Annotated in this window: 16 protein-coding genes; 13 read left to right on the top strand and 3 right to left on the bottom strand. The window is 37.1% G+C overall.

Annotated elements, in window-relative coordinates; translation table 11 throughout:
* The first annotated feature begins 2 nt into the window (after positions 1–2).
* Positions 3–1,688: a RagB/SusD family nutrient uptake outer membrane protein gene (locus AC1W31_RS04480; RefSeq protein WP_481733210.1), complete on the top strand. Its 1,686-nt coding sequence runs from the start codon at positions 3–5 to the stop codon at positions 1,686–1,688.
* 60 nt (positions 1,689–1,748) lie between these two features.
* Here the strand turns inward: AC1W31_RS04480 and AC1W31_RS04485 are convergent, their stop codons facing one another.
* On the bottom strand, positions 1,749–3,044 hold the full coding sequence (locus AC1W31_RS04485; RefSeq protein ID WP_481733211.1) for an MFS transporter: 1,296 nt from the start codon (positions 3,042–3,044) through the stop codon (positions 1,749–1,751).
* A 630-nt stretch (positions 3,045–3,674) separates the two neighbouring features.
* The gene (locus tag AC1W31_RS04490) at positions 3,675–4,091 is read right to left on the bottom strand and encodes a MarR family winged helix-turn-helix transcriptional regulator (RefSeq protein ID WP_481733212.1); all 417 of its coding nucleotides are present in this window, start codon (positions 4,089–4,091) and stop codon (positions 3,675–3,677) included.
* Between the two features lie 128 nt (positions 4,092–4,219).
* Between AC1W31_RS04490 and AC1W31_RS04495 the strand changes: the two genes are divergently transcribed.
* The 12 genes from AC1W31_RS04495 to AC1W31_RS04550 all read left to right on the top strand — a co-directional run bounded on the left by AC1W31_RS04495 (position 4,220) and on the right by AC1W31_RS04550 (position 21,400).
* A complete protein-coding gene (locus AC1W31_RS04495; RefSeq protein WP_481733213.1) occupies positions 4,220–4,741 on the top strand; it encodes a DUF3237 domain-containing protein in 522 nt (173 codons plus the stop codon).
* A 105-nt stretch (positions 4,742–4,846) separates the two neighbouring features.
* Entirely contained in the window at positions 4,847–5,608 is a 762-nt protein-coding gene (locus tag AC1W31_RS04500) for a crotonase/enoyl-CoA hydratase family protein (protein ID WP_481733214.1), read from the top strand.
* 20 nt (positions 5,609–5,628) lie between these two features.
* A complete protein-coding gene (locus tag AC1W31_RS04505; RefSeq protein ID WP_481733215.1) occupies positions 5,629–7,431 on the top strand; it encodes a feruloyl-CoA synthase in 1,803 nt (600 codons plus the stop codon).
* Between the two features lie 84 nt (positions 7,432–7,515).
* Positions 7,516–8,283 carry a 3-hydroxyacyl-CoA dehydrogenase gene (locus tag AC1W31_RS04510; RefSeq protein WP_481733216.1) on the top strand — a complete coding sequence of 256 codons (768 nt, stop codon included), beginning with the start codon at positions 7,516–7,518 and terminating at the stop codon, positions 8,281–8,283.
* A 31-nt stretch (positions 8,284–8,314) separates the two neighbouring features.
* The gene (locus AC1W31_RS04515) at positions 8,315–9,640 is read left to right on the top strand and encodes a spinster family MFS transporter (RefSeq protein ID WP_481733217.1); all 1,326 of its coding nucleotides are present in this window, start codon (positions 8,315–8,317) and stop codon (positions 9,638–9,640) included.
* 16 nt (positions 9,641–9,656) lie between these two features.
* Entirely contained in the window at positions 9,657–10,769 is a 1,113-nt protein-coding gene (locus AC1W31_RS04520; protein ID WP_481733218.1) for an alpha/beta hydrolase family protein, read from the top strand.
* Between the two features lie 14 nt (positions 10,770–10,783).
* Entirely contained in the window at positions 10,784–11,650 is an 867-nt protein-coding gene (locus AC1W31_RS04525) for an amidohydrolase family protein (RefSeq protein WP_481733219.1), read from the top strand.
* A 414-nt stretch (positions 11,651–12,064) separates the two neighbouring features.
* Positions 12,065–12,358, top strand: a complete 294-nt coding sequence (locus AC1W31_RS04530) for a Dabb family protein (protein WP_481733220.1) — start codon at positions 12,065–12,067, stop codon at positions 12,356–12,358.
* A 16-nt stretch (positions 12,359–12,374) separates the two neighbouring features.
* Positions 12,375–15,698 carry a glycosyl hydrolase gene (locus AC1W31_RS04535; RefSeq protein WP_481733221.1) on the top strand — a complete coding sequence of 1,108 codons (3,324 nt, stop codon included), beginning with the start codon at positions 12,375–12,377 and terminating at the stop codon, positions 15,696–15,698.
* Between the two features lie 147 nt (positions 15,699–15,845).
* On the top strand, positions 15,846–16,754 hold the full coding sequence (locus AC1W31_RS04540; RefSeq protein WP_481733222.1) for a helix-turn-helix domain-containing protein: 909 nt from the start codon (positions 15,846–15,848) through the stop codon (positions 16,752–16,754).
* A 105-nt stretch (positions 16,755–16,859) separates the two neighbouring features.
* Complete coding sequence (locus tag AC1W31_RS04545; protein WP_481733223.1) at positions 16,860–19,736, top strand: TonB-dependent receptor; 2,877 nt, start codon at positions 16,860–16,862, stop codon at positions 19,734–19,736.
* 188 nt (positions 19,737–19,924) lie between these two features.
* Positions 19,925–21,400, top strand: a complete 1,476-nt coding sequence (locus tag AC1W31_RS04550) for a glycoside hydrolase family 1 protein (protein ID WP_481733224.1) — start codon at positions 19,925–19,927, stop codon at positions 21,398–21,400.
* 10 nt (positions 21,401–21,410) lie between these two features.
* On the opposite strand, the gene AC1W31_RS04555 is transcribed toward AC1W31_RS04550, so the two are convergent.
* On the bottom strand, positions 21,411–22,541 hold the full coding sequence (locus AC1W31_RS04555; protein WP_481733225.1) for an ATP-binding protein: 1,131 nt from the start codon (positions 22,539–22,541) through the stop codon (positions 21,411–21,413).
* Between the last annotated feature and the right edge of the window lie 58 nt (positions 22,542–22,599).

Consider the following 22,599-nt stretch of genomic DNA (forward strand, 5'->3'; position numbering starts at 1 on the left):
AAATGAAAAAGAAAATATATTTATTAATGCTACTGTTTGGCATCTCCTTTATTGAAAGTTGTACAAAATTAGAAGAGCAGATTTTAGATGAAACAACTTCATCCAATCTCAATGCTAAACAAGCGGCAGACGGTATAATTGTACCTGTCTACGCTCGATTGCCAGATTTATTCAGTCACACTGTCTTGTTTGCTGCACAGGAAATCTCAACGGATGAGGCCATTTTGCCTTACCGAGGTGGTACAGATTGGGGTGATAATGGTATTTATCTCGCCATGCACCAACATACGTATCAAAGTACTGACCCCAATCTAAGAAACGCTTGGTTATTAATTCAGCAAGGGATTTCGAGAGCAATTACAGCGATGAGTACTTTGCCAAATAATCCTGACCCCAGTGCTAAAACGTATTTGGCGGAAGCAAGAGGCATGCGAGCGTATTACAATATGCTGAATTTAGATCTTTTTGGAATTGCTTTTGTGAAAGAAGATGTAGGCGAAACTTCAAAAATTATTCGTGGCGAAGAGGCATATCAATACATAAAAAATGAGTTTTTAGCGGTTGAACCCAATTTGGATAATACCGTTGGGCCTGGGCGTTTAACAAAATCAGCCGTTTGGGGATTATTGGCTCGTTTGTATCTGAACGCAGGCGTTTATCGTGATATTTACGCTGATAAAGTAGCTTTCAAAACGGAGGAGATGGACAAAGCAATTGAATATTGTGATAAGATACTCAGTGGTGGTCAATTCCAATTATCTAATGACTATTTCTCAATATTTGGGTCGGATAATCACACCAATAAAGAACTAATTTTTGCGATAGATCAACGAGCAGAGTTGAACGGCCACAATCGTTTAGCATATTTTTCACTATCAGGTGATCAGTTTCCATTAACTGAATTCCCTGCGGCAAATGGTACGGATGGCCCCGCAATAACGTCCGATTTTTACCGAACTTGGGCGAATGAATACGCTCCCAAAGACCCAGCAGGTGTAGATCCAAGATTTTACAAACAAAATATGAGTATCTACTCAAATCCAAGTGATTCATGCGTCTCTGCTACCGATTACAATATTAACCGAGGAATTTTGAGAGGCCAGCAATACGGATTAATCAGAAAAAACGGGGTATTTTTGAAATGTAAAGATGGGAAAAATTTCAAAGTAGGAAAACTATTTAATGACTCAAGAAATAAACCAACTTTAGCAGTTGATTTTTCAGAACAGGTTGATTTCACCACTGCTGGAAGTAATTACTCTACGGGTTACCGAGTTGAAAAATATGAATTCAGTAAAAAATCTGCGAGTGGTAGAAACTTGGGAGATGCTGATATTGTTATTCTTCGATTGGCGGATATTTACTTGATGCGTGCCGAAGCAAAATTGCGTAAAAGCAACGATATTTCAAGTGCTTTGGCGGATGCAAATGTGGTAAGGGCATCAAGAACAAATCCACCACCTGCTTTAAAAAATATGTCTTTAGATATTTTATTCAAAGAACGTGGATTTGAATTTTATTGGGAACATCAAAGACGTACGGACATGATTCGCTTTGGAAAATATGAAGGTACCTGGACTGAGAAAAATAGTACAGATAAATCCAAAAGAATCTTCCCTATTCCGCAAACAGCCATTGATGGTGCCTCAAATTTACCGGGTTATTTGAAACAGAATCAAAGCTATTAATTGATGAAATAAAGAATGTACACAAGTTTTAAGGCTTGCGTACATTCTTTATGTAGTGTTTTAACGAATATCTTTTGAAGAAATAAGTAAGGTAATGACCCCTGCCAACAATATGGGAATGGAGAAAACAATGAAATTGGTAGTCATTGAAAACCCCGAGGCGATGAGAAATCCACCACCAATAGGGCCTACAATTCCCCCGATGCGTCCTATGCTCATTGCCCAACCTACGCCTGTGGTGCGTATCTTGGTTGGATAAAATCGGGTAGCCATTGCATACATTCCAACAAAACCACCTTGAATTCCAAAACCTATCAGACCTACTAAAACCAAGACCATATTAGAGCCAGTAAAATATCCAAACACAAGCATCAATATAGCGGAAGCCAATAGAAAAGCGAATATGGTGCGTCGTAAACCAAATTTACTGGATAAATAACCTTGTATTATAATGCCCAAAAATGCCCCTAAATTCAAGACTGTGCCTGCATATATTGCCAACTCCATGGATAAACCTGCACTCGAAGCTAATTTTGGAAGCCAGGTAATTAAAAAATATAAAGTACCAAAAGCCATGAAAAGTGCCAACCATAGATAAATAGTTGCCATTTTTCGTTGGGGCGTTAAAAGCGATGTAACAGATATTCGCTCGGTTGACTCCTCAACAGGAGGTAAAGTAGTCAGTTTATTTCGATTTAATTTACCTAAAATTATGTTTGCTTTTTGCAGCGCATTGATTGGTCGTGATTTCAACAAGAAATCAAGGGATTCGGAAAGCATAAAATAGATGAACGGCAACGTGATAAGGGTAATAATTCCTGCGGTTTGAAACATGACTCGCCAACCCTCGCTCGGAATAATTTTTGCTGCCACCAAACCTGATAAAACTGCCCCAAGTGGATAACCACTCATTACGAAACTTACCCAAAAATCTTTTGTTTTTTGGGGTGCGTATTCGGCCGTTAAAGTTGCCGTACTTGCCAACATGCTGCCAATACCCAATCCACTGAGAAACCTTAGAAAGACCAGTTGGCTTACAGATTGAGCAAAAGAGGTACTAAATATAAGAATACCCATTATCAAAGCGGAGATTATAATAATTGTTCGACGACCCATTATATCAGCACGAGGAGCTAAAAACATCGACCCAAAAGTCATTCCCAAAAGTCCCGCACTAAAAACACCTCCAAGCGCTTGTGGGCTGATTGCCCATTCTACCGCAATTGCTGGTGCTGCATAGGAAATTACCATTACGTCCATACCATCAAGCATGTTCATCAAAAAACATATCAGAATAGAACTAATTTGTAAAGTGGATATCTTACTATCATCAAAAAATGTATCGTTATTTTTCATTTTAATTTACTTAAGGTTATAAAAATGCTTGTTATTGAATAGCATTTATTTTCAATAAAAAATAGTGGTCTATTATAAATTATTCGTTCAAAGATACGCTAAAAATTATCTCAAAAAACCACCTTTAGTACTAATTAATCATCCTATAATTTAAAATTTTATTCATAAAATAGCTATTGAATTTATCAAATATGCCGCCCAGCGTTGTGCGGCCAGCAGAATTTCAGGTCGATCTAAATTAGTATTGGTAGACTCAGATGAAGATGCTCTCATTTGATAATCTATATACAAAAACTTTAAGCTGTTAATTTTGAAGACATTCCGGAGTGATAGTATTATTTAAAACAAAGACAGATAAGTATGTTTTCTTAACTTTTACTGATGTAGAATTCGATGCTCATTTGATTACCAAGTATTATTAATTCCTTTTCCAAGTAACGGAGTATTTATGTTAGAGTATGTAATATGTTTATATTCTTCAAAAATAATTGAAAATCTACTTTAATCATTAGTAATATGGGAAATATCTAAATCGTTATTATGAAATTAAAAACACAAAGCATCTCATAAGACGTTCTTAAATACCGTTATGTTCGACCCGAAGTTAATGTTTATTTACCTCAATACTTGCTATTTGGTTGAAGACAAAATAATCCCAATTAATGATCTGAAAGACTCCATTTGAGTTGGAGTGAATTTTCTAAACAATTCAGTTTCAACATCATTTATGGCTAAATTACAAGCATTTAAAATTTCTAAACCTTTTTCGGTGAGGCTGATTCTCAAAATTCTTTTATTCTCAATATCAACATTTTTTTCAATCAACTCTTTCCGTTTTAAACTCGAAACGGTCTCATTCATTGACTGTGGAGTCATCTTGAAGCGTCTTGAAAGTTGAGCAGATGAAAAGTCTATTTGATTGTCATTCACAAAATTTAACACAATAAATTGTGATAAAGTTATGTCAAATTCAGACAATGATTTATTCATTCTTATTGTCACCTCAGTCTCAATTCTTTTGATTAAATATACAGTTCGTGCGGGCATAATTTGGTCTTTTTTCAAAAATACAACATATTATAATTGTTTATTATATCAGGGAGCTTTATATTGTGAAATAGTCTTTGAAATAGTCTAAAAAAAATTGTCATAATACCATAAAATTAAAAAAACGCATGAAAAAATTATTCGTTATTTTGTCCCTTTTTTCGTATAATTTATTCGCCCAAAACCTCCCTGATGCACCAGGTTTAGCCTTTGTTTGTGAATTAAAAGTAAAGTTAAAACCAGCCATTATCGTAGGTGAGACGCCTCATGGAACTCGCAGAATAATTCCAATTAGTGGTGGAACTTTTGAAGGACCAACCATAAAAGGTGAAATTTTAGACGGTGGTGCCGATTGGCAAATTGTTAGAAAAGACGGAGTGTCTGAATTGGAAGCTCATTACCAAATAAAAACGGACGATGGTGTAGTGATTTATATCAAAAATGTTGGATTAAGAGTTGCAACACCAGAAATTGCCACTAAAATTGCCAGAGGAGAGGTTGTTTCACCCAATGATTATTATTTCAGAGCTGTTCCAAAATTTGATGCGCCCATAGGCAGTAAATATGAATGGATGAATAATGCTATTTTTATTTGTCGAGGAATTCGTAACCCGGATGGAGTTGTTATTCAAGTTTGGCGAGTTTTATAATTATTTCAATAAAAATTTGATTTAAATATCAGGTATCCTTATATTTGTGAGACATATATTTTGCAAAAAATAGGTCGTGATTCTTGATATAAATACACTTTACCAATGCTACTAACAGAAATACAAGACGAAATTTTATTCGTAAAAATAAATAGACCTGAAAAGCGAAATGCCATGAACGATGAACTCGTTTTGGCGCTTGAACAAGTGTTTTCTAACATACCCGAAGGAGTAAAATGTGCCATTATTCACGCAGAAGGCAAACATTTTAGTGCCGGTCTCGACCTTTCTGAGTTAAAAGAACGGAATATTGTTGAAGGATTACATCATTCCAGAATGTGGCATCGTGCTTTGGAAAAAGTACAATTCGGCACCGTTCCAGTGGTAGCAGTTATTCACGGCGCTTGCGTTGGCGGTGGTTTGGAATTAGCCGCTGCTTGTCATATCAGAGTGGCTGAAAAAAGCACTTTTTATGCCTTACCAGAAGGTCAGAGAGGAATTTTTGTGGGTGGTGGGGCTTCTGTACGAGTGCCAAAATTAATCGGTTTGGCTCGTATGACCGATATGATGCTGACGGGAAGGGTAATTTCTGCCGAAGAAGGAGAAAAAATTGGGATGAGTCAATACGTGGTTGAAGATGGAAATGGTCTTGAAAAAGGGATAGAATTAGCCAAAAAAATTGCTCAAAATGCAGGAATGACCAATTTTGCGTTGATGCACGTTTTACCAAGAATTGTGGATTCTGGACAGACAGAAGGCTTATTGATGGAATCTATGATGGCAACAATTGCGTCTTCTTCACCCGATGCTAAACAACGATTGAATGATTTTTTGGAAGGAAGAGCTAAGAAAGTAACCGAAATGTAATCCCTTGAGCGCAAAATATCATGAAAATAAATAGTGAAAATATTTTTGGTCCAAATGCTACCGTGAAAACCATTTTAGCTGATTCATCTATCTTGCTTGAATTGGAACAACCTTTGGCCTATTTTCCTCTAAAAATTACAGAAAAATTAATTCATTGGGCTGAAAAAACACCCGAAAAACCCTTTATTGCTCGGCGAATTTCACCTTCGGGCGATTGGGCGGCCATTACTTATGCAGAAACACTTCAAAAAGTAAAAAATATTGCTCAGTTTCTGTTAAATCAAGATTTTAAGGAAAATGAAACAATTGCTATTCTCTCTGAAAATAGTATTGAACACGCACTTTTGGCTTTGGCGGCTACTCACGTAGGCATTCCATATTCGCCAATATCGCAGGCGTATTCATTGGTATCTGATGATTTTGGCAAATTGAAACATTGTTTGGAATTAATGACTCCAAAACTCATTTTTGCCCAAAGCGGGAAAGTCTATGAAAAGGCTTTACATTTTGCAAAAATGATGTTTCCAGAAGCAATCATTGTATCGGTTGAAGATAATTTTGAGGTAGGTTTTTCAATATTATTACACACAGAATCAACGGAAAAGGTTACTCAGGCTTTTAATAAAGTTGGAGCTGATTCGGTTGCCAAGATTTTGTTTACTTCGGGTTCAACAGGTTTACCAAAGGGGGTAATCAATACGCATAAAATGTGGTGTTCTAATCTCCAACAGATTAGGCAAATGTTTCCTTTTATGGAAAAAACGCCTCCTACTTTTATAGACTGGCTGCCTTGGAATCACACTTTTGGGGGAAATCATAACTTCGGATTAACGCTATATAACGGCGGAACACTTTTTATTGATGAAGGGAAACCAACCTCAAAAGGCATCGAAAATACCGTTCAAAATCTGCGTGAAATTTCCCCAAGCATTTATTTTAATGTACCAAAAGGTTTTGAAATGCTGATTCCGTATTTAGAAAATGAACCAGATTTAAGAAAGAATTTCTTTAAAAATTTAAAATTTATTTTCTATGCAGGCGCAAGTTTAGCGCAACCCATTTGGAATCGTTTGGAAGAATTATCAATTGAAACCACTGGAAAGAAAATCCCAATTATTACGGGTTTGGGTTGCACTGAATCGGGGCCATCGGCCATGTTTGCCAATTGGGAAGGCAGTTTTTCAGGACTTTTAGGCGTGCCTGTTGCGGGTATGCAAGTAAAGTTGGTAAAAGACGGCGATAAGATGGAAGCTCGTTATAAAGCCCCAAACGTAACCCTTGGCTATTGGCGAAATGAAGAAGCTACCAAAAATGCCTTTGATGAAGACGGATTCTATAAAACGGGTGATGCCGTCAAGTTTTTGGATGAAAGTGATGCCAGTAAAGGTTTAGTTTTTGATGGAAGAATTGCCGAAGATTTTAAACTTTCTACGGGTACATGGGTGAATGTGGGGATTATGAAGGCAAAAGTTATTGCCGAAGGTTCCCCGATTGTGCAGGATGTTGTCATTGCAGGATTGGATAGAGAGTTTGTGAGTGCCATTCTATTTTTGAATCCTGATGCTTGTAGAAAAATGGCCAATTTACCGCCTGAAACCTCAAATCAAGAGGCTTTTGAACATCCTGAAATTCAGAATTTCAAGGCTGTTTTATTAAAGAAGTTAGGAGAAAAATCCACGGGAAGTGCCACCAAAGTTGCTAAAGCGGTCATTGCAATACAGTCACCTTCGATTGATTTAGGAGAAATAACGGATAAAGGTTCATTGAACCAAAGAGCAATTTTAAAATATCGGGCGGATTTGGTTGAACAAATGTATTCATAAAAATTGTAGGGACGTATCGCATACGCCCGAATCCGAATAACTGGGCGTATGCGATACGCCACTACCAACAATTAAACGTATAAAATGGACATACAAAACAAAACATTCATCGTAACGGGCGGTGCTTCGGGCTTAGGTTTGGCAACCGCTCGAATGATTATTGACAATGGCGGGAATGCCGTTTTACTGGATATTAACGCATTGGCTGGGCAAGAAGCTGAAGCAAAATTAGGCGCAAAATCACGATTCGTTCAAACGGATGTGAGTAACGAAGACAGCGTAAAAAATGCCATTTCAGTAGTACAGAGCACTTTTGGCGGATTGAATGGGGCCATAAATTGTGCAGGAATTGGACCCGCCGAAAGAGTAGTGGGTAGAAATAGCGCTCATTCTTTGGCAAGTTTTACGAAGACAATAACCGTTAATTTAATTGGCTCATTTAATGTAATTCGTCTGGTTACGGAAGTTTTACAAAACAACGAACCTTCGGAAAGTGGTGAAAGAGGCATATTAATTTCAACGGCATCGGTAGCCGCTTTTGACGGACAAATTGGTCAAGCGGCGTATTCGGCTTCAAAAGGTGGAATTGTGGCGATGACATTACCCATCGCTCGTGAGTTGGCAAAAATGGGAATCCGAGTCATGACAATTGCCCCAGGTTTGTTTGAAACACCGCTTTTGGCGGGTTTACCAGAAGAAGCCAGAATTTCTTTGGGACAACAAGTTCCTTTTCCTTCGAGATTAGGACAGCCATTTGAATACGCTAATTTAGCGAAGCATATCATTGAAAATCAGATGCTTAATGGCGAGGTAATTCGCTTGGATGGCGCTATCCGAATGGCTGCGAAATAAAGAAAAAAAACTAAACCACAACAATAAGCCCATGAATTCAAAACCAACAACTCGATACGCTTGGTACGTCGTATTTGTACTCATGCTCGCCAATATTTCTTCGTTCATTGATCGGCAAATTTTAAGCCTTTTGGTAGGGCCAATCAAGCGAGATTTAGATTTGTCGGATACACAAATGAGTTTATTAATGGGAATTAGTTTTGCCCTATTTTATACCATTTTTGGAATGATAATTGGAAGACTTGCCGATAAATATAGTCGTCGAAATATAATTATGGTGGGAATAACCGTATGGAGTTTAATGACTACTTTATGCGGTGGAATCAAAACTTACGGGCAGTTTTTCTTGGTGCGTATGGGTGTAGGCGTTGGCGAAGGCACACTTTCTCCTTCGGCTTATTCAATGATTGCCGATAGTTTTCCAAAAAACAAATTAGCAACTGCCATGAGTGTTTTCACGTTGGGCATTTTTTTGGGTTCGGGTTTGGCCTTGGTAGTTGGGGCAGGAATAATCTCAAAACTTCCTACTTCGGGCATGATTGATTTACCCATTCTTGGCACGGTCTATCCTTGGCAAATCATCTTTATTTACATTGGTTTACCTGGTCTTTTGATTGCTTTGCTAATGTTTACCTTGAAAGAGCCTGTCCGAAAAGACGTATTAATGAAAGGAACGGAAGTTGCTCAACTTTCAATTTCCGAGGCTATCAAAATTATTTTTACGCATAAAAAAGCCTATCTTCTAATCAGCATTGGCATTGCTTTCACTGCTATGGTGAGCTACGGTGGCAACGCTTGGATACCTACTTATTTTGTACGCACCTTTGATTGGACAGTTCCACAGGCAGGCGTTGGTTTTGGAATGGTTTTAGTAACTTTTTCGATTTTGGGCGTATTATTTGGTGGATGGCTTGGTGATTATTTGTGCAAAAAAGGGGTTGTCAATGGTAAAATTTGGGTAGGTGTAATTGCAACATTTGGTGCGATAATTTCAAGCATTATTCCACAAATTTCAAATCCACAGATAGCCTTGCTCTGTTTTGGTATTCCAAGTTTTTTTATGTCTTCACCAATGGGTGCGGCCACGGCGGCTTTGCAGGAAATTATGCCTAATCAAGTTCGTGCTTTGGCATCTTCCATCTTTCTATTCATCCTCAATATCATTGGTTTAGGCATGGGGCCAACGATGGTTGCTTTGTTTACCGATTTCGTTTTTCATGACGAAAAAGCGATTAAAGATTCCCTGTCATTAATGTATTTAATTGCTGGAATTCTTGGATTTGTGTGTTTGTATGCTGCCTTAAAACCCTATCAAAAAGCGATTGAAAATGTTTCACAAAATAAATTGAATATTTAATATAATAAATATTACTATGAAAAAGACCTTAATCTTATGCTTTTTTAGTCTTTCAATTTTTGCTCAAAATGTAGCTAAAATAGATACAGGGGCAATAAATGGCACAAATTACCGTATTCTTTTTCCCGAAAATTGGAAAGGGAAATTAGTGATGTACGCTCACGGCTACGAGTTTATGGGCAGTCCACGCCAAAGTAAAAATCCCGATTTTATCAGAAGAATGTCCCCATTTTTAGAGCGAGGATTTGCCGTGGCCGCTTCTGACTATCAATTTCAAGGTTTTGCCCTTGCACAAGGCGTTGATGATACGGAAGGTTTAAGAGACTATTTTTTCAAAAAATACGGCAAACCTGATTCAACTTTTATGGTTGGGCATTCGATGGGTGGGGGAATTTCTTTGGCAACCATGGAGAATTTTGATAAAAATTATGTTGGTGCTTTGCCAATGTGTCCGTTATCGAGTCGTCCATATTTGCAATGCCGCAAGGAGTTTGATATTTATGCCACTTTCAATGGATTATTTCCAGGAGTTGTAAAACCGCTTTCAGAAATTTTCGATTTATCAAAGCCTTATCAAGCCCAAGATTCAAGGAAAATGTTTGGCAGAGCGAAGGAAATCAAAGTGGCAATTTTTACCAAAGATTCATTGCTTGCCTTGGCATTTGCCAAACGTTTTGATTTAAAAATTGACGATTTACCGATGTCTTTATTTTTCAATGAAAACGTTTTACGGGACATTGCACAAAAGGCAAAAGGAAATCCATTTGATAATACAAATACGCTTTATTCGGGCTTCCCGAATGATTTGGAAGTAAATAAAAAAGCAGAACGTTTGCCTGCAACGAAGGATGCTAATGTACTTTTTGGCAAATATGAACGCAATGGAAATATCAATAAACCCGTTGTGTTGATGCACACCATTTACGACCAATTAATTCCGCCAATGTATGGCGTAGTAAATTTTGAAAACATGGTTCGTCAACAAGCAAAAGAGCAATTTTTCACGGTAAAATATACCAACGGACAAGGGCATTGCAATTTCACTCTAAGCCAGACTGGAAAAGCTTTTGATGAATTGAGAAATTGGGTAAAAACAGGGGTGAAATCAAAAGCTGGATTTGTTGAATAAAATAATTTAAGATTATGATTAATATTGAAAAAATTACCGCCATTGACGTTCATACGCACGCTGAAGTGTCATGTTGCCAACCGCACGATGATTTTCGTCCAGAATTTGATGTGGCTTTTGCCAAATATTTCAAATCGGATAAACGCCCAACAATGCAGGAAACCGCCGATTTTTATCGAGATATCAATATGGCTTTGGTGATGTTTACGATAGATTCGGAGCATGAAGTGGGCAAAAAACGGATTCCTAATATTGAGGTGGCAGAATGTGCTTTGAAAAATGACGACGTGATGATTGCTTTTGCGAGCATTGACCCACACAAAGGGCGAATGGGAGCGAGAGAAGCTCGTGATTTAATCGAAAATTATGGCGTAAAAGGTTTTAAATTTCATCCAACGGTACAAGGTTTTTATCCTTATGATAAAATGGCGTATCATCTTTACGAAGTCATTGCGGAGTATAAATTGCCAATGCTTTTTCATTCGGGACATTCAGGGTTCGGCTCGGGTGTGCGTGGCGGTGGCGGTTTACGATTAGAATATTCAAACCCAATGCACTTGGATGATGTGGCGATTGATTTTCCAGATTGCCCAATTATTATTGCTCATCCAAGTTGGCCATGGCAAGACGAAGCCCTTTCGGTAGCGATGCACAAACCCAATGTATATATTGATTTAAGCGGTTGGTCACCCAAATATTTTCCGGCCCAATTAGTTCAGTATGCTAATACGCAGCTTAAAACAAGAATCTTATTTGGAACGGATTTCCCTTTAATTACACCCGAAAGATGGTTAAAAGATTTTGAATCGGCTGGTTTTAAAGAAGAAGTAAAACCGCTGATTTTGAAGGAAAATGCCATCAGATTGTTGGGATTGAAATAGTTTAAATTTCATAAAAGGCTTCGTTTTGCAACGAAGCCTTTTTGCTTTTTCGCCTGTAATTTCTTGACTAACTCCACCACATTTTTGACAGAAGTTTTTAACATGGTCAAAAATTTATTTTTGTGTCTCAATAATTTATTCCTCTCGGCAATATTTACCTGTAGCCTACAAAACTGATAATTGTAATTTAAAGCGTAAAATTAGTTGATTCTGAATAGCATTGGATTGATTTTGATTTGCTTTTTATGGCTATGTATATCGTAATTTTGTAATGTTTTTTAATGAAATATTACAAAAAAATAGGTGCCTAAAAAACAAGGAAAGTACAGGACGGTTCGATTAATTACCGCTGATATTTTTACGAGTATAAGCGTTAAATCAACGCTTAATTCAGAACTATAAAACAATAAAATAATGATACGACACTCCGTAATTCTAAAACTTAAAAGCCAAATTACTGCCGAAGATAAACAAGCATTTTTTGATGCGGTTGATACCCTTTCAACGATACCCGATGTTCAAAAATTTGAGGTTTTGAAGCAAATTAGTACAAAAAACAAATTTGAATACGGTATTTCAATGGAATTTGACAACCAAGAACAATACGATATTTATTCAAATCACCCGAGTCATATTCATTTTCTGCAAAATTTCTGGGCAAATAATGTCGAAGATTTTTTGGAAATAGATTCCGTAATCATTAGTTAAAAACAATCTCATAAGAATGAAATTTCAACCTAAATATCTCGTTTTTGGACTTTTATTAAATGCCATACTGAGTCAAGCCCAAACGAACTTACAACAAAGTTTTCAAACGCCACCCAATGCCGCAAAACCCCGTGTTTGGTGGCATTGGATGAATGGAAATATTAGTAAAGATGGCATCCAAAAAGACCTCGAATGGATGAATAGGGTTGGTATTGGCGGTTTTCAAAATTTTGATGCTGCTTTGGCAACCCCACAAATTATTGATAAACGCCTGATTTATATGACTCCCGAATGGAAAGATGCCTTTAAATTTACGACTAATTTAGCCCATAAATTAGGCTTGGAAATGGCGATTGCGGGTTCCCCAGGATGGAGCGAAAGCGGTGGGCCTTGGGTAAAACCTGCCGATGCCATGAAGAAAATTGTTTGGAGTGAAACCAACGTAAAAGGTGGACAAACTTTTACGGGTAATCTGCCAAAACCACCCATAACAACGGGTAAATTTCAAGATACGGGTCTGCAACCAGAATTAGGGGCAAGTCAAGCTATCATTTTGCCCGAATATTACCAAGATATTTCAGTAATTGCTTATAAATTACCAAATTCAGAGGTTTTATTGAGCGATTTAAACCCAATTATTTCATCGAGTGGGGGCAGTTTTGAATTGACCCAATTAACCGATGGCGTTCTTTCAAAAACTAATTTATTGCCTGCTGATACCCAAAATGGTTATGCTTGGATTCAATATACTTTTGAAAAACCAACAACCATTAAAGCCGTGACCATCATGGGTGGTGGTGATAGAGGGCCTTTTGGTTTATTTGGAGAATTACAAGATAATCGAAGCCTTGAAGTGAGTGATGATGGCATGAATTTCAAAAAAGTGTGCTTTATCCCTGCGGGAAATTTGTTGCAACAAACCATTGCAATTCCTGCCACAACCGCTCGTTTTTTCAGAGTAACTTTTAAAAATCCTCCTGCAATTCCTGATTTGGGTGCCATGATTGGCGGTGGAAAAGGAGAAGCTCCAGAAGCCCCCTTAGGCACCGATATTGCTGAATTGGTTTTGCATCCTGCTACTCGCATTAATCGTTTCGAGGAAAAAGCGGCCTACGCCATTTCAAACAACTCGTATAACACGCCAACTCCCGAAACTACGGATGCAATATCGATAAATGAAGTAATTGATTTGACGGCTAATTTCAAAGCAAATGGAACTCTAAACTGGATTACACCAGCGGGAAATTGGAAAATTATTCGTTTTGGTTATTCGTTAACGGGGAAAGAAAATCATCCTGCTTCTCCCGAAGCTACTGGTTTTGAGGTAGATAAATTGAATCCAACGGCGATTAAAAACTATTTTGAAACTTACCTCGACCAATATAAAGATGCCACGGGCGGATTGATGGGCGACAAAGGTGGGCTGCAATTTATGGTTACGGATAGTTGGGAAGCGGGTGTACAGAACTGGACGAATAACATGAAACAAGAGTTTGAAAAACGTCGTGGATACGCTCTAACGCCTTGGATGCCAGTTTTGACGGGTCATATCGTGAAAAGTTCCGAGGCAAGTGATAAATTTCTTTGGGATTATCGCAAGACTTTGGGCGAAATGGTTACAGAATATCACTACGACCAATTGACGAAATTATTGAAAAAAAGGGGCATGAAACGATATTCAGAGTCGCATGAGGATGGGCGTGTAATGATTGCGGATGGAATGGAGGTAAAACGCACCGCTGCCGTTCCGATGGCTGCCATGTGGACACCAAATGCAGTGAATGGTTTTAGCCAATTAAAATATCAGTCAGACATTAGAGAATCAGCTTCGGTTGCTCATATTTATGGTCAAAATTTAGTGGCTGCCGAATCGCTAACTGCTTTCGGAATTGGCGGAATGGCGTGGTCTTATTCTCCCGAAAATCTAAAATCAACGGTTGATTTGGAGTTAGCGTGTGGACTCAATCGTTTTGTAATTCATACTTCCGTTCATCAACCTTCCGACGAAAAATCACCAGGTTTAGGACTTGGACCTTTTGGACAATGGTTTAATCGCCACGAAACATGGGGAGAACAAGCCAAAGTATGGACGGATTATTTAAGCCGTAGTTCTTTTATGTTACAGCAAGGAAAATATGCGGCCGATATTCTTTATTATTATGGTGAAGACAATAATATCACATCACTTTTCGGTAAAAAATTGCCCGAAATCCCCGCAGGATTTAGTTACGATTTTATCAATGCCGATGCTTTAATCAACATTTTGACCTTCGTTAATGGTAAATTTGAAACGCCAAGTGGAATGCAATATCGGGTGTTAATCTTAGATGAAAATGCTAAGAAAATGTCGTTGAATGTCTTGAAAAAACTGAGAGATTTGGTAAGAGCTGGGGCGGTAATAACGGGAATTAAACCTGAATTTTCACCAAGTTTAGCCGATAATGCCAATGAATTTAAAGCCATTATCAAGGAAGTTTGGGATGGAAGTTACAAAAATGTTTCAACTAATAATTCTCTGCTTGACGTGTTGAAAGGACAGAAAATTGAAGAGGATTTTAAAATAATCAATTCTTCAATTGCTGAGAATCAATTGCTTTTTGTGCATCGAAAATTAGCGGACCAAGATATTTATTGGGTGAATAATCGCAAAAATAGCGTTGAAGAGTTGGAAGCAAGTTTCAGAATTACCGGTAAAGTAGCCGAATTGTGGAACCCGCAAACGGGAGAAACAAAAAAACTTTCTTACAAAATTGAAAATGGTCGTACCATCGTACCACTTCATTTAGAGGCTTTGGATGCGTTTTTTGTCGTTTTTAAAGAGAAAACGACAACCAATCAATTCACTCAGAAAAAATCAACGGAGCGGGAAATTTTAAAAATTAGTAATGTTTGGCAAGTATCATTTCAAGAAAAACGGGGAGCGCCCGCTTCGGCAACGTTCAACGAATTAAAATCTTGGACTGAAAATTCGGATAATGGCATCAAATATTTTTCTGGAACTGCAACTTACAAAACTACCTTCAACACTCTCGTTGAAAAAGGTAATTTTGTGCTTGATTTAGGAGCAGTTCAGAATATTGCCGAAATAATTTTAAATGGAAAATCTCAAGGTATTGTTTGGAAACAGCCTTTTAAAGTGAATTTGAAAGATGGCTTGAAAGTCGGAGAAAATACGTTAGAAATAAAAGTGACTAATCTCTGGGTAAATCGCTTAATTGGTGACGAACAACCTGATGTAAAAACTAAAATTGCTTATACTACCATGCCTTTTTATAATGCCAATTCTCCGTTATTGCCTTCGGGTTTGATGGGTGTTGTTAGGATTTTGGTGAAGGAGTAGCAAAATATGGCAGTACAGAAATCGATGTACAAATAGTAAATTCAAACACATCTTATCTTCCGATGGACTTCCCAAAGATTATCGGAAGATTTTGAAAATACGAAGCATAAGTATATTAAATTTGGTTCAAATTAAATATACAAAACAGTGGACAAACAAGAAAAAATCCCCGTTCTCAAACCAGCCGATTTGGATGAGTTTCATTATAAAAGTATTCACTGGCAGCCTACAATTTCGCAGACTAAACATCAGTATTATCACATCAATCGGATTGAGAGTTATGTTCAGCACCTCACCTTTCCTTTACCCCCGCACAGAAAAACGGTTCATGATTTTATCTATCTTAAAAAAGGCAGTTCCAAACGGAGCAAAGGGCTAAATAAATATTCTTTCAAAGAATCCGAACTTTTCTTTTTACCCGCCTTTCAGATTACGCAACACGAAATGATGGACGAAGATACCGAAGGTTTTTATATCCATTTTGATGAAAAAATATTTCATTTTTTGCCCAAAAACTTTCTGAATGATAACTATTCTTTTTTCCAGATTCAATCAAATCCTGTTATTTCTTTAACCGAAGAAACGCAAAGCTATATCGAGCCAATTCTGGAACGAATACTTTTTTTGTATGAAGAAGAACGTGAAACCGACATCAATTTGGTGGCAATGTATCTTTTATCCCTTTTTGAAGAAATCAAAAAAGATTTGAAAATGGGCAAGAAAAATACAAAAAATGCTTTTTCACAAGTTACCGAACAGTTTAAAAATGCCTTATCCCTCCATATTTATCAAAAGCAGAGTATTTCTGAATACGCACAGATGTTGAATATTTCTCCCAATTATCTTAACAAATGCGTTAAAAATAGTGTCAATCGAACCGCTCAGGATTTGTTGAATGAAATGCTCATTTTGGAAGCAAAAACGCTTTTGAAATTCTCAAACTTACAAATTGCTGAAATCGCCGTAAAGCTTTGCGATCAAACTCCCAGTAATTTCGCCCGATTCTTCAAAAGTCAAACTGGATTAACGCCCAAAGAGTATTTAGCGTTGTATTGATTATGAATAGTATTGGCTTGTTTTTGATTCACATTTACTGCTTGAAAAATATCAATTTTGCAATGTTTATTATTGAAATATTACAAAAACAAAATTCAAGCAAGGATGAAAAGAATACTAACCCAAAAAATTTGGTCAGTTTTGTGTCTGACTTTTATAAGTATCTCGCTTTTTGCCCAGAGTGGCGGCAAAATTTCGGGTAAAATAGTTGATGCTAAAGGAGAATCATTAACAGGTGCTTCTGTTATTATTAAAGGCTCAAATAAAGGGGCTTCAACCGATAAAAATGGCGTGTTTTCCCTTGAAAATGTAGCCACAGGAAGTTATAAATTGGAAGTATCTTTTATCGGATATACCAACAAAGAATTTACGGTAAGTGTACCGCAATCAGGTAGTTTAAATATTTCGCTTGATGAAGACGTTAACGGTTTAGATGAAGTAATCGTAACGGGGGTTTTTGACAAACGTACCAAAATGGAATCTTCGGTTGCCATTTCCACCCTCAACGCCAAGCAAATGAGCCTTTTAGCTCCGACATCGGCGGCGGATTTACTGAGAAATATACCGGGGGTTTATGTTAATAATGCCCGTGGTGAAATTGCCAATACCGTTTATTCAAGAGGTATTTCAGCCAACTCAATTGATAACGCATCGGGGTATTATTATGTATCTATGCAAGAAGATGGTTTACCGTTGATGAATGTAAATTATGGAACGGATAATTATTTGAGAGCCGATATCACAACGGAACGTTTAGAGGCAGTAAGGGGCGGAACTGCTTCCATTTTAGGAGCGAATGCCCCCGGTGGTATTTTTAACTATGTCTCTAAGACAGGCGGACGTACCTTCCAAGGGGAAGCAAGAGTAAAATTTGGCTTAGAAGGTAATGGTAGAAATCCATTTTACAGAACTGACCTCAATTTTGGTGGCCCTTTGAGTAAGGACGGTTCAGTAACTTACAACATTGGCGGTTTTTATAGAGTCTCAGACGGTGCAAGATATCCAGGTTATGCCAGTAATAATGGCGGACAACTCAAAGCAAATATTGTTAAAAACTATGCTTCTGGTTCTGTGAAAATTTATGCAAAAGTGTTGGATGACCATAACGCTCAAGCTGAATTTATCCCGAGCCAAGGTTGGAATAACCCACAAACTTTATCGGGGCTTTCGACAACAGATTCTTATAATTTGCCAGCGTTCTCAATGCAAATTCCCATCAACAATACAGGAACCACCACTTTCAATTCGAAAGATAAATATTATAACCGTGATAAAACTTTTGGTATAAATTGGACACAAGATTTAGGCACAGGGTGGACATTCAAGAATGATGGAAAATATTCTGCTAAAAATGTAACGGGCAACGCTCCTGCCGTTGTTACGCCATTTGCAACAGACGGAATTGTTTTCTATGCGTTGCCTCACTTATTACAAACGGGTAAATTAGGTACTTATAGTTTTACCGATAAAGTAACGGGATCTTCATTAGGCACAATGACTTTCGTACCGAACATCATCAACGGAAACTTTGCGGGCTTTAAGTTTATCCCAGGGGCAACCAATAACTTCCCAGGGGCAAATATTCAGAAAAATTCTCTTTTCTTTTTGCCTTTATTCTATCAAGATAATAGTATCAACGAATTTATGGATCAATTCTCTTTCTCTAAAAAGTTAGAAAAAATGAGTTTTAATTTTGGTGGATTTTATGCTAATTCAAAAGTGAATAGAATAGGTGGACAGGAAGATTCGGGTGTGGGCGTAGGTACACTGCAAGACCAACCACACTTAGTAGATATTAAACTTCAAGGCTTAGACGGAAAAACGTATCAAATCACTGACCCTAACGGATTTATGGATTTGGGAAGAGGCGGAATCACGACTTCAAACGCTACAAAAAATCAACTTGCTTTGTTTTTGGGACATAACTGGTCAATTACGCCAGCTCTGAACTTAGATTGGGGAATTCGTTATGAAACCACAAATATTGCTGGTTCAAATACGCCCGTTACCAGAAATATCAACGAAAACAATCAAGCTTGGGGCGGTACAGACGGCAACCCTTTAACGGTTTATGACAATGGAGGTGGTTCAGTAGGAACGCCGCTTGCTTTTGACAGAACGATGAAAACTTTCTCTTATTCAGCAGGTTTAAACTATCGGATTAAGGAAGAAATGGCGGTTTACATTCGTTATTCAAACGGTAATAAAGCCCCAGAAATTTCTAATTTCTTTTCGGCAACTACACAAGACTTGATTAATAGCCTGAATACAGACGCTCAGAATATCCAACAATTAGAAGCCGCTTTGAAGATCAAGAAAAGCAATATGTCGTTAAATATTACGCCTTTTTACAGTAATTTAAGTAATGTTGCCAACCTACAATTTGGGTTTTTAGATGCCAATGGTAATTCATATAACCCTCCAATCCAATACGCAAAATATACTACTTACGGAGTTGAATTAGAAGGAAGTTATGCCTTCACCCAAAAATTCAGTGTTCGTGGTCATGCAACAGTACAAAGCTCAAAAGTGGATAGTTACAAGACTTGGATTTCGAGTGGCAAAGGTTTAGCATCGGATGTTTTGCAAGATTTTTCAGGAAATGAAACTGACAATAATGCTCAATTGATGTTTGGAATCACGCCAAGTTATGTTACTGGTAAATTTAATACCTCCCTAAATTATACCTACATGGGCGACCGACAAGCCAATATTCCAAATGCGTTTAAACTACCAGCATTCGGGCAAGCAGATCTAAGTTTGGGTTACGAGTTTTCAAATAAATTACGCTTACAGGGAAATATTAATAATGTATTGAATACGTATGGCGTATTGGGTTGGTCTGGCCCAGGAGGGTTTCCAGCGGCATTAAATCGTCAAGGATTTACGAAAGATTATATTGCGGCAAACCCTAATGCTATTTTTGCCACTCAGGGGTCAATGCCAAGAGCGTATTTTTTGACGGCAAGTTATAAATTTTAAGATTAATTAATTTTTTGGTAAGGCAGTTATCAATTTCACAACTGTTTTATCATAAAGGAAATTATAAATTTAAAAGTACCAGTTATTCGTTGGTGAACTTCCCGAAAGTTTTAAACTTTCGGGAAGTTAAGCCAAGTCAAATGCGATATGTTAATTTTTACAATTTCCCTAAATATATATCAAACATCATGAAACGATTAATATATTTCTTAACGCTATTCTTTTGGGCAGAAATAACAACAGCTCAGAAAAAAGCGTCCCCAACGGATGTTGCCCCAACGGATGTTGCCACAACGAAAGTTCCATTTCTTTGGGGAGTTGCCACCGCCGCCTATCAAGTTGAAGGAGCCTATCAAACCGATGGCAAAGGAGAATCAAAATGGGATTTTTTGACCAATAATGTGGGTATCACGCAATTTACAATCGGTGAAAAACAAACGGGAAATGTATCAATCAATATGTATGACCGAACTCAATACCTCAAAGATATTCAGTTAATGAAAGAATTGGGCGTAAATGCCTACCGTTTTTCACTGGATTGGAGCCGAATTATTCCAGATGGAACGGGTAAACCGAATGAAGTTGCCTTGAAACATTACGATGTTTTAATTGATGATTTATTAGCGGCTGGCATTGAGCCTTTGGTCACTATTTACCATTTCGATTATCCTGCGGTATTATTGAAAAAAGGCGGATGGGGCAATCCTGAAATGGAAAATTGGTATATTAATTATGTAAAACTTGTGATTGATCGCTACGGAAAAAAAGTAAAAAAGTTTATCACTTTTAACGAGCCTTACATTGAATTCTTTTTGGTCGAGAATATGATTAATGCCCAGAATAATCAATTACCTGCGAAGGAATATTACATGAGTCAAATGCAAAAAGCTCACCGTCAATTGATGGCAAATGCGAAGGTGATAAAATACCACCATGATTTAAAACTGAAAGGCGAAATTGGTATTGTACTCAATTTGAATCCTGCCGCAGCTTGGGATGAAAAAAGTACAGCTGACCAAAAAGCAGCAGAATTTCAAGAAGTGTTGATAAACGACCTATTTTTAAGTCCACTTTACAAAGGGAAATACCCTAAAATGGCTTTGGATTCTTTGGCAAAGTACAATCCAAGTTTTCAGCCGAGTAAACCAGATATGGCATTTATAGGTTCGCAAAAGCCTGATTTCTTGGGGATTAACTTTTATGCTCCTGCCGTTGTGAAGGGAGAAGATACGGCGATGTCTTTAAAATGGCTCGACAATAATCCCGATGCCGATTCGGTAAAATCAAGTGTTGGCCCCGTGAAACCAGAATATCTCTATAAAATTTTGATGCGTTTAAAGAATGAATACGGAAATCCAAGTGTAATCATCACAGAAAACGGGGCGAATTTTAAGGGAGAAGATGTAAAAGTGGACAATAAAATCAATGACCCTTTGCGAGCAGATTACCTAAAACGCCACATTGATTGGGCGTTGAAAGCCAAAAAAGAAGGAGCAAATTTACACGGATATATCGTTTGGAGTGGTTGGGATAATTTTGAATGGGTTTCGGGTTATACCAAACGTTTAGGTTTGATTTATGTGGATTTTGCCACCCAAGAGCGTACACCCAAGCAGAGTTTTTATGAATATCAGAAGATAATCAAAAGCCATAAGGATTTATAAATGCACAGATTTAAAGTATAAAATCCCAATAGTTCGAGCGATTTATACAATCAAAAGTGGCAGTTGGATAATTTTCTTGCCACGATTTAGGAGCCTTAATTACTTTTTTAGTGAACTTAAATTCAAAGCCACTGATTTGACCGTTTTGTTCCTCAATGTAATCTAATTCGGCACCTGTATAAGTTCGCCAAAAGTATGATTGAGCAAAACGATTTTGATAATGATTATTTTTTAATCGTTCAATTACTAAGAAATTTTCCCATAATGCCCCATTATCATTACGAATATCAATTGAATTAAAATTATTAATCAAGGCATTACGAACGCCCAAATCATAGAAATAAATTTTATCCATTTTACTGATTTCCTTGCGTAAGTTTCGACTAAAACCCGAAAGACGAAAAATTACAAAAGCCTTTTCTAATAAATCAATATAGCTTTCTACGGTAACTCTATTGATGTCTAAACTGTTGGCAATTTCATTCAGAGAAACCTCTGAGCCTGCTTGAAAAGCCAATAGTTGTAAAAGTTTTTTTAATTTCTCAGGGTATTTAATGGTGGATAATTCAAATACATCTTTGTATAGATAAGCATTAGTTAATTCAATCAAAAATCTAATTTTATCTTGCTGATTAGGTAAGTTGATAACATCTGGATACAACCCATAAAGTAATATTTGTTCAAGCAAGTCATTGATTTCAAATAAGTTATGTGTTTGTCTAAGTTCAGAAATAGAAATTGGATAAAGTGTAAAAATCCAAGTACGACCAGTGAGGGCTTCTTTGGTTTTATTGGCTAATTCAAAAGATGAAGACCCAGTAACGATAATTTTCAGGTTCGGTTTGGCATCGTGTAAAATTTTTAGATTAATCCCAATGTCAGTTATTCGTTGGGCTTCGTCAATAAAAAGAAGATCATAACCTTCAACCACTAAAAGCATTTTATTCAAATCACATTGCGAAAAAACGTCAATATATTTTTGTTCATCAGCATTTATTGACAAAGATTTTAGGTCTAAATCTTTTATAATTTCTTGGACTAAGGTTGTTTTACCAACCTGCCTTGCTCCATACAAAACAACAATTTTGGTGCTGTCAAGCAACTTGCTTTTAATTTCAGAAAAAAGTATTCGATTTATCATAACAACAAAATTAACGTTAATTTATATAGTTAACTACACAAATTAACGCAAATTATGG

The organism is Arcicella sp., from assembly GCF_964672035.1.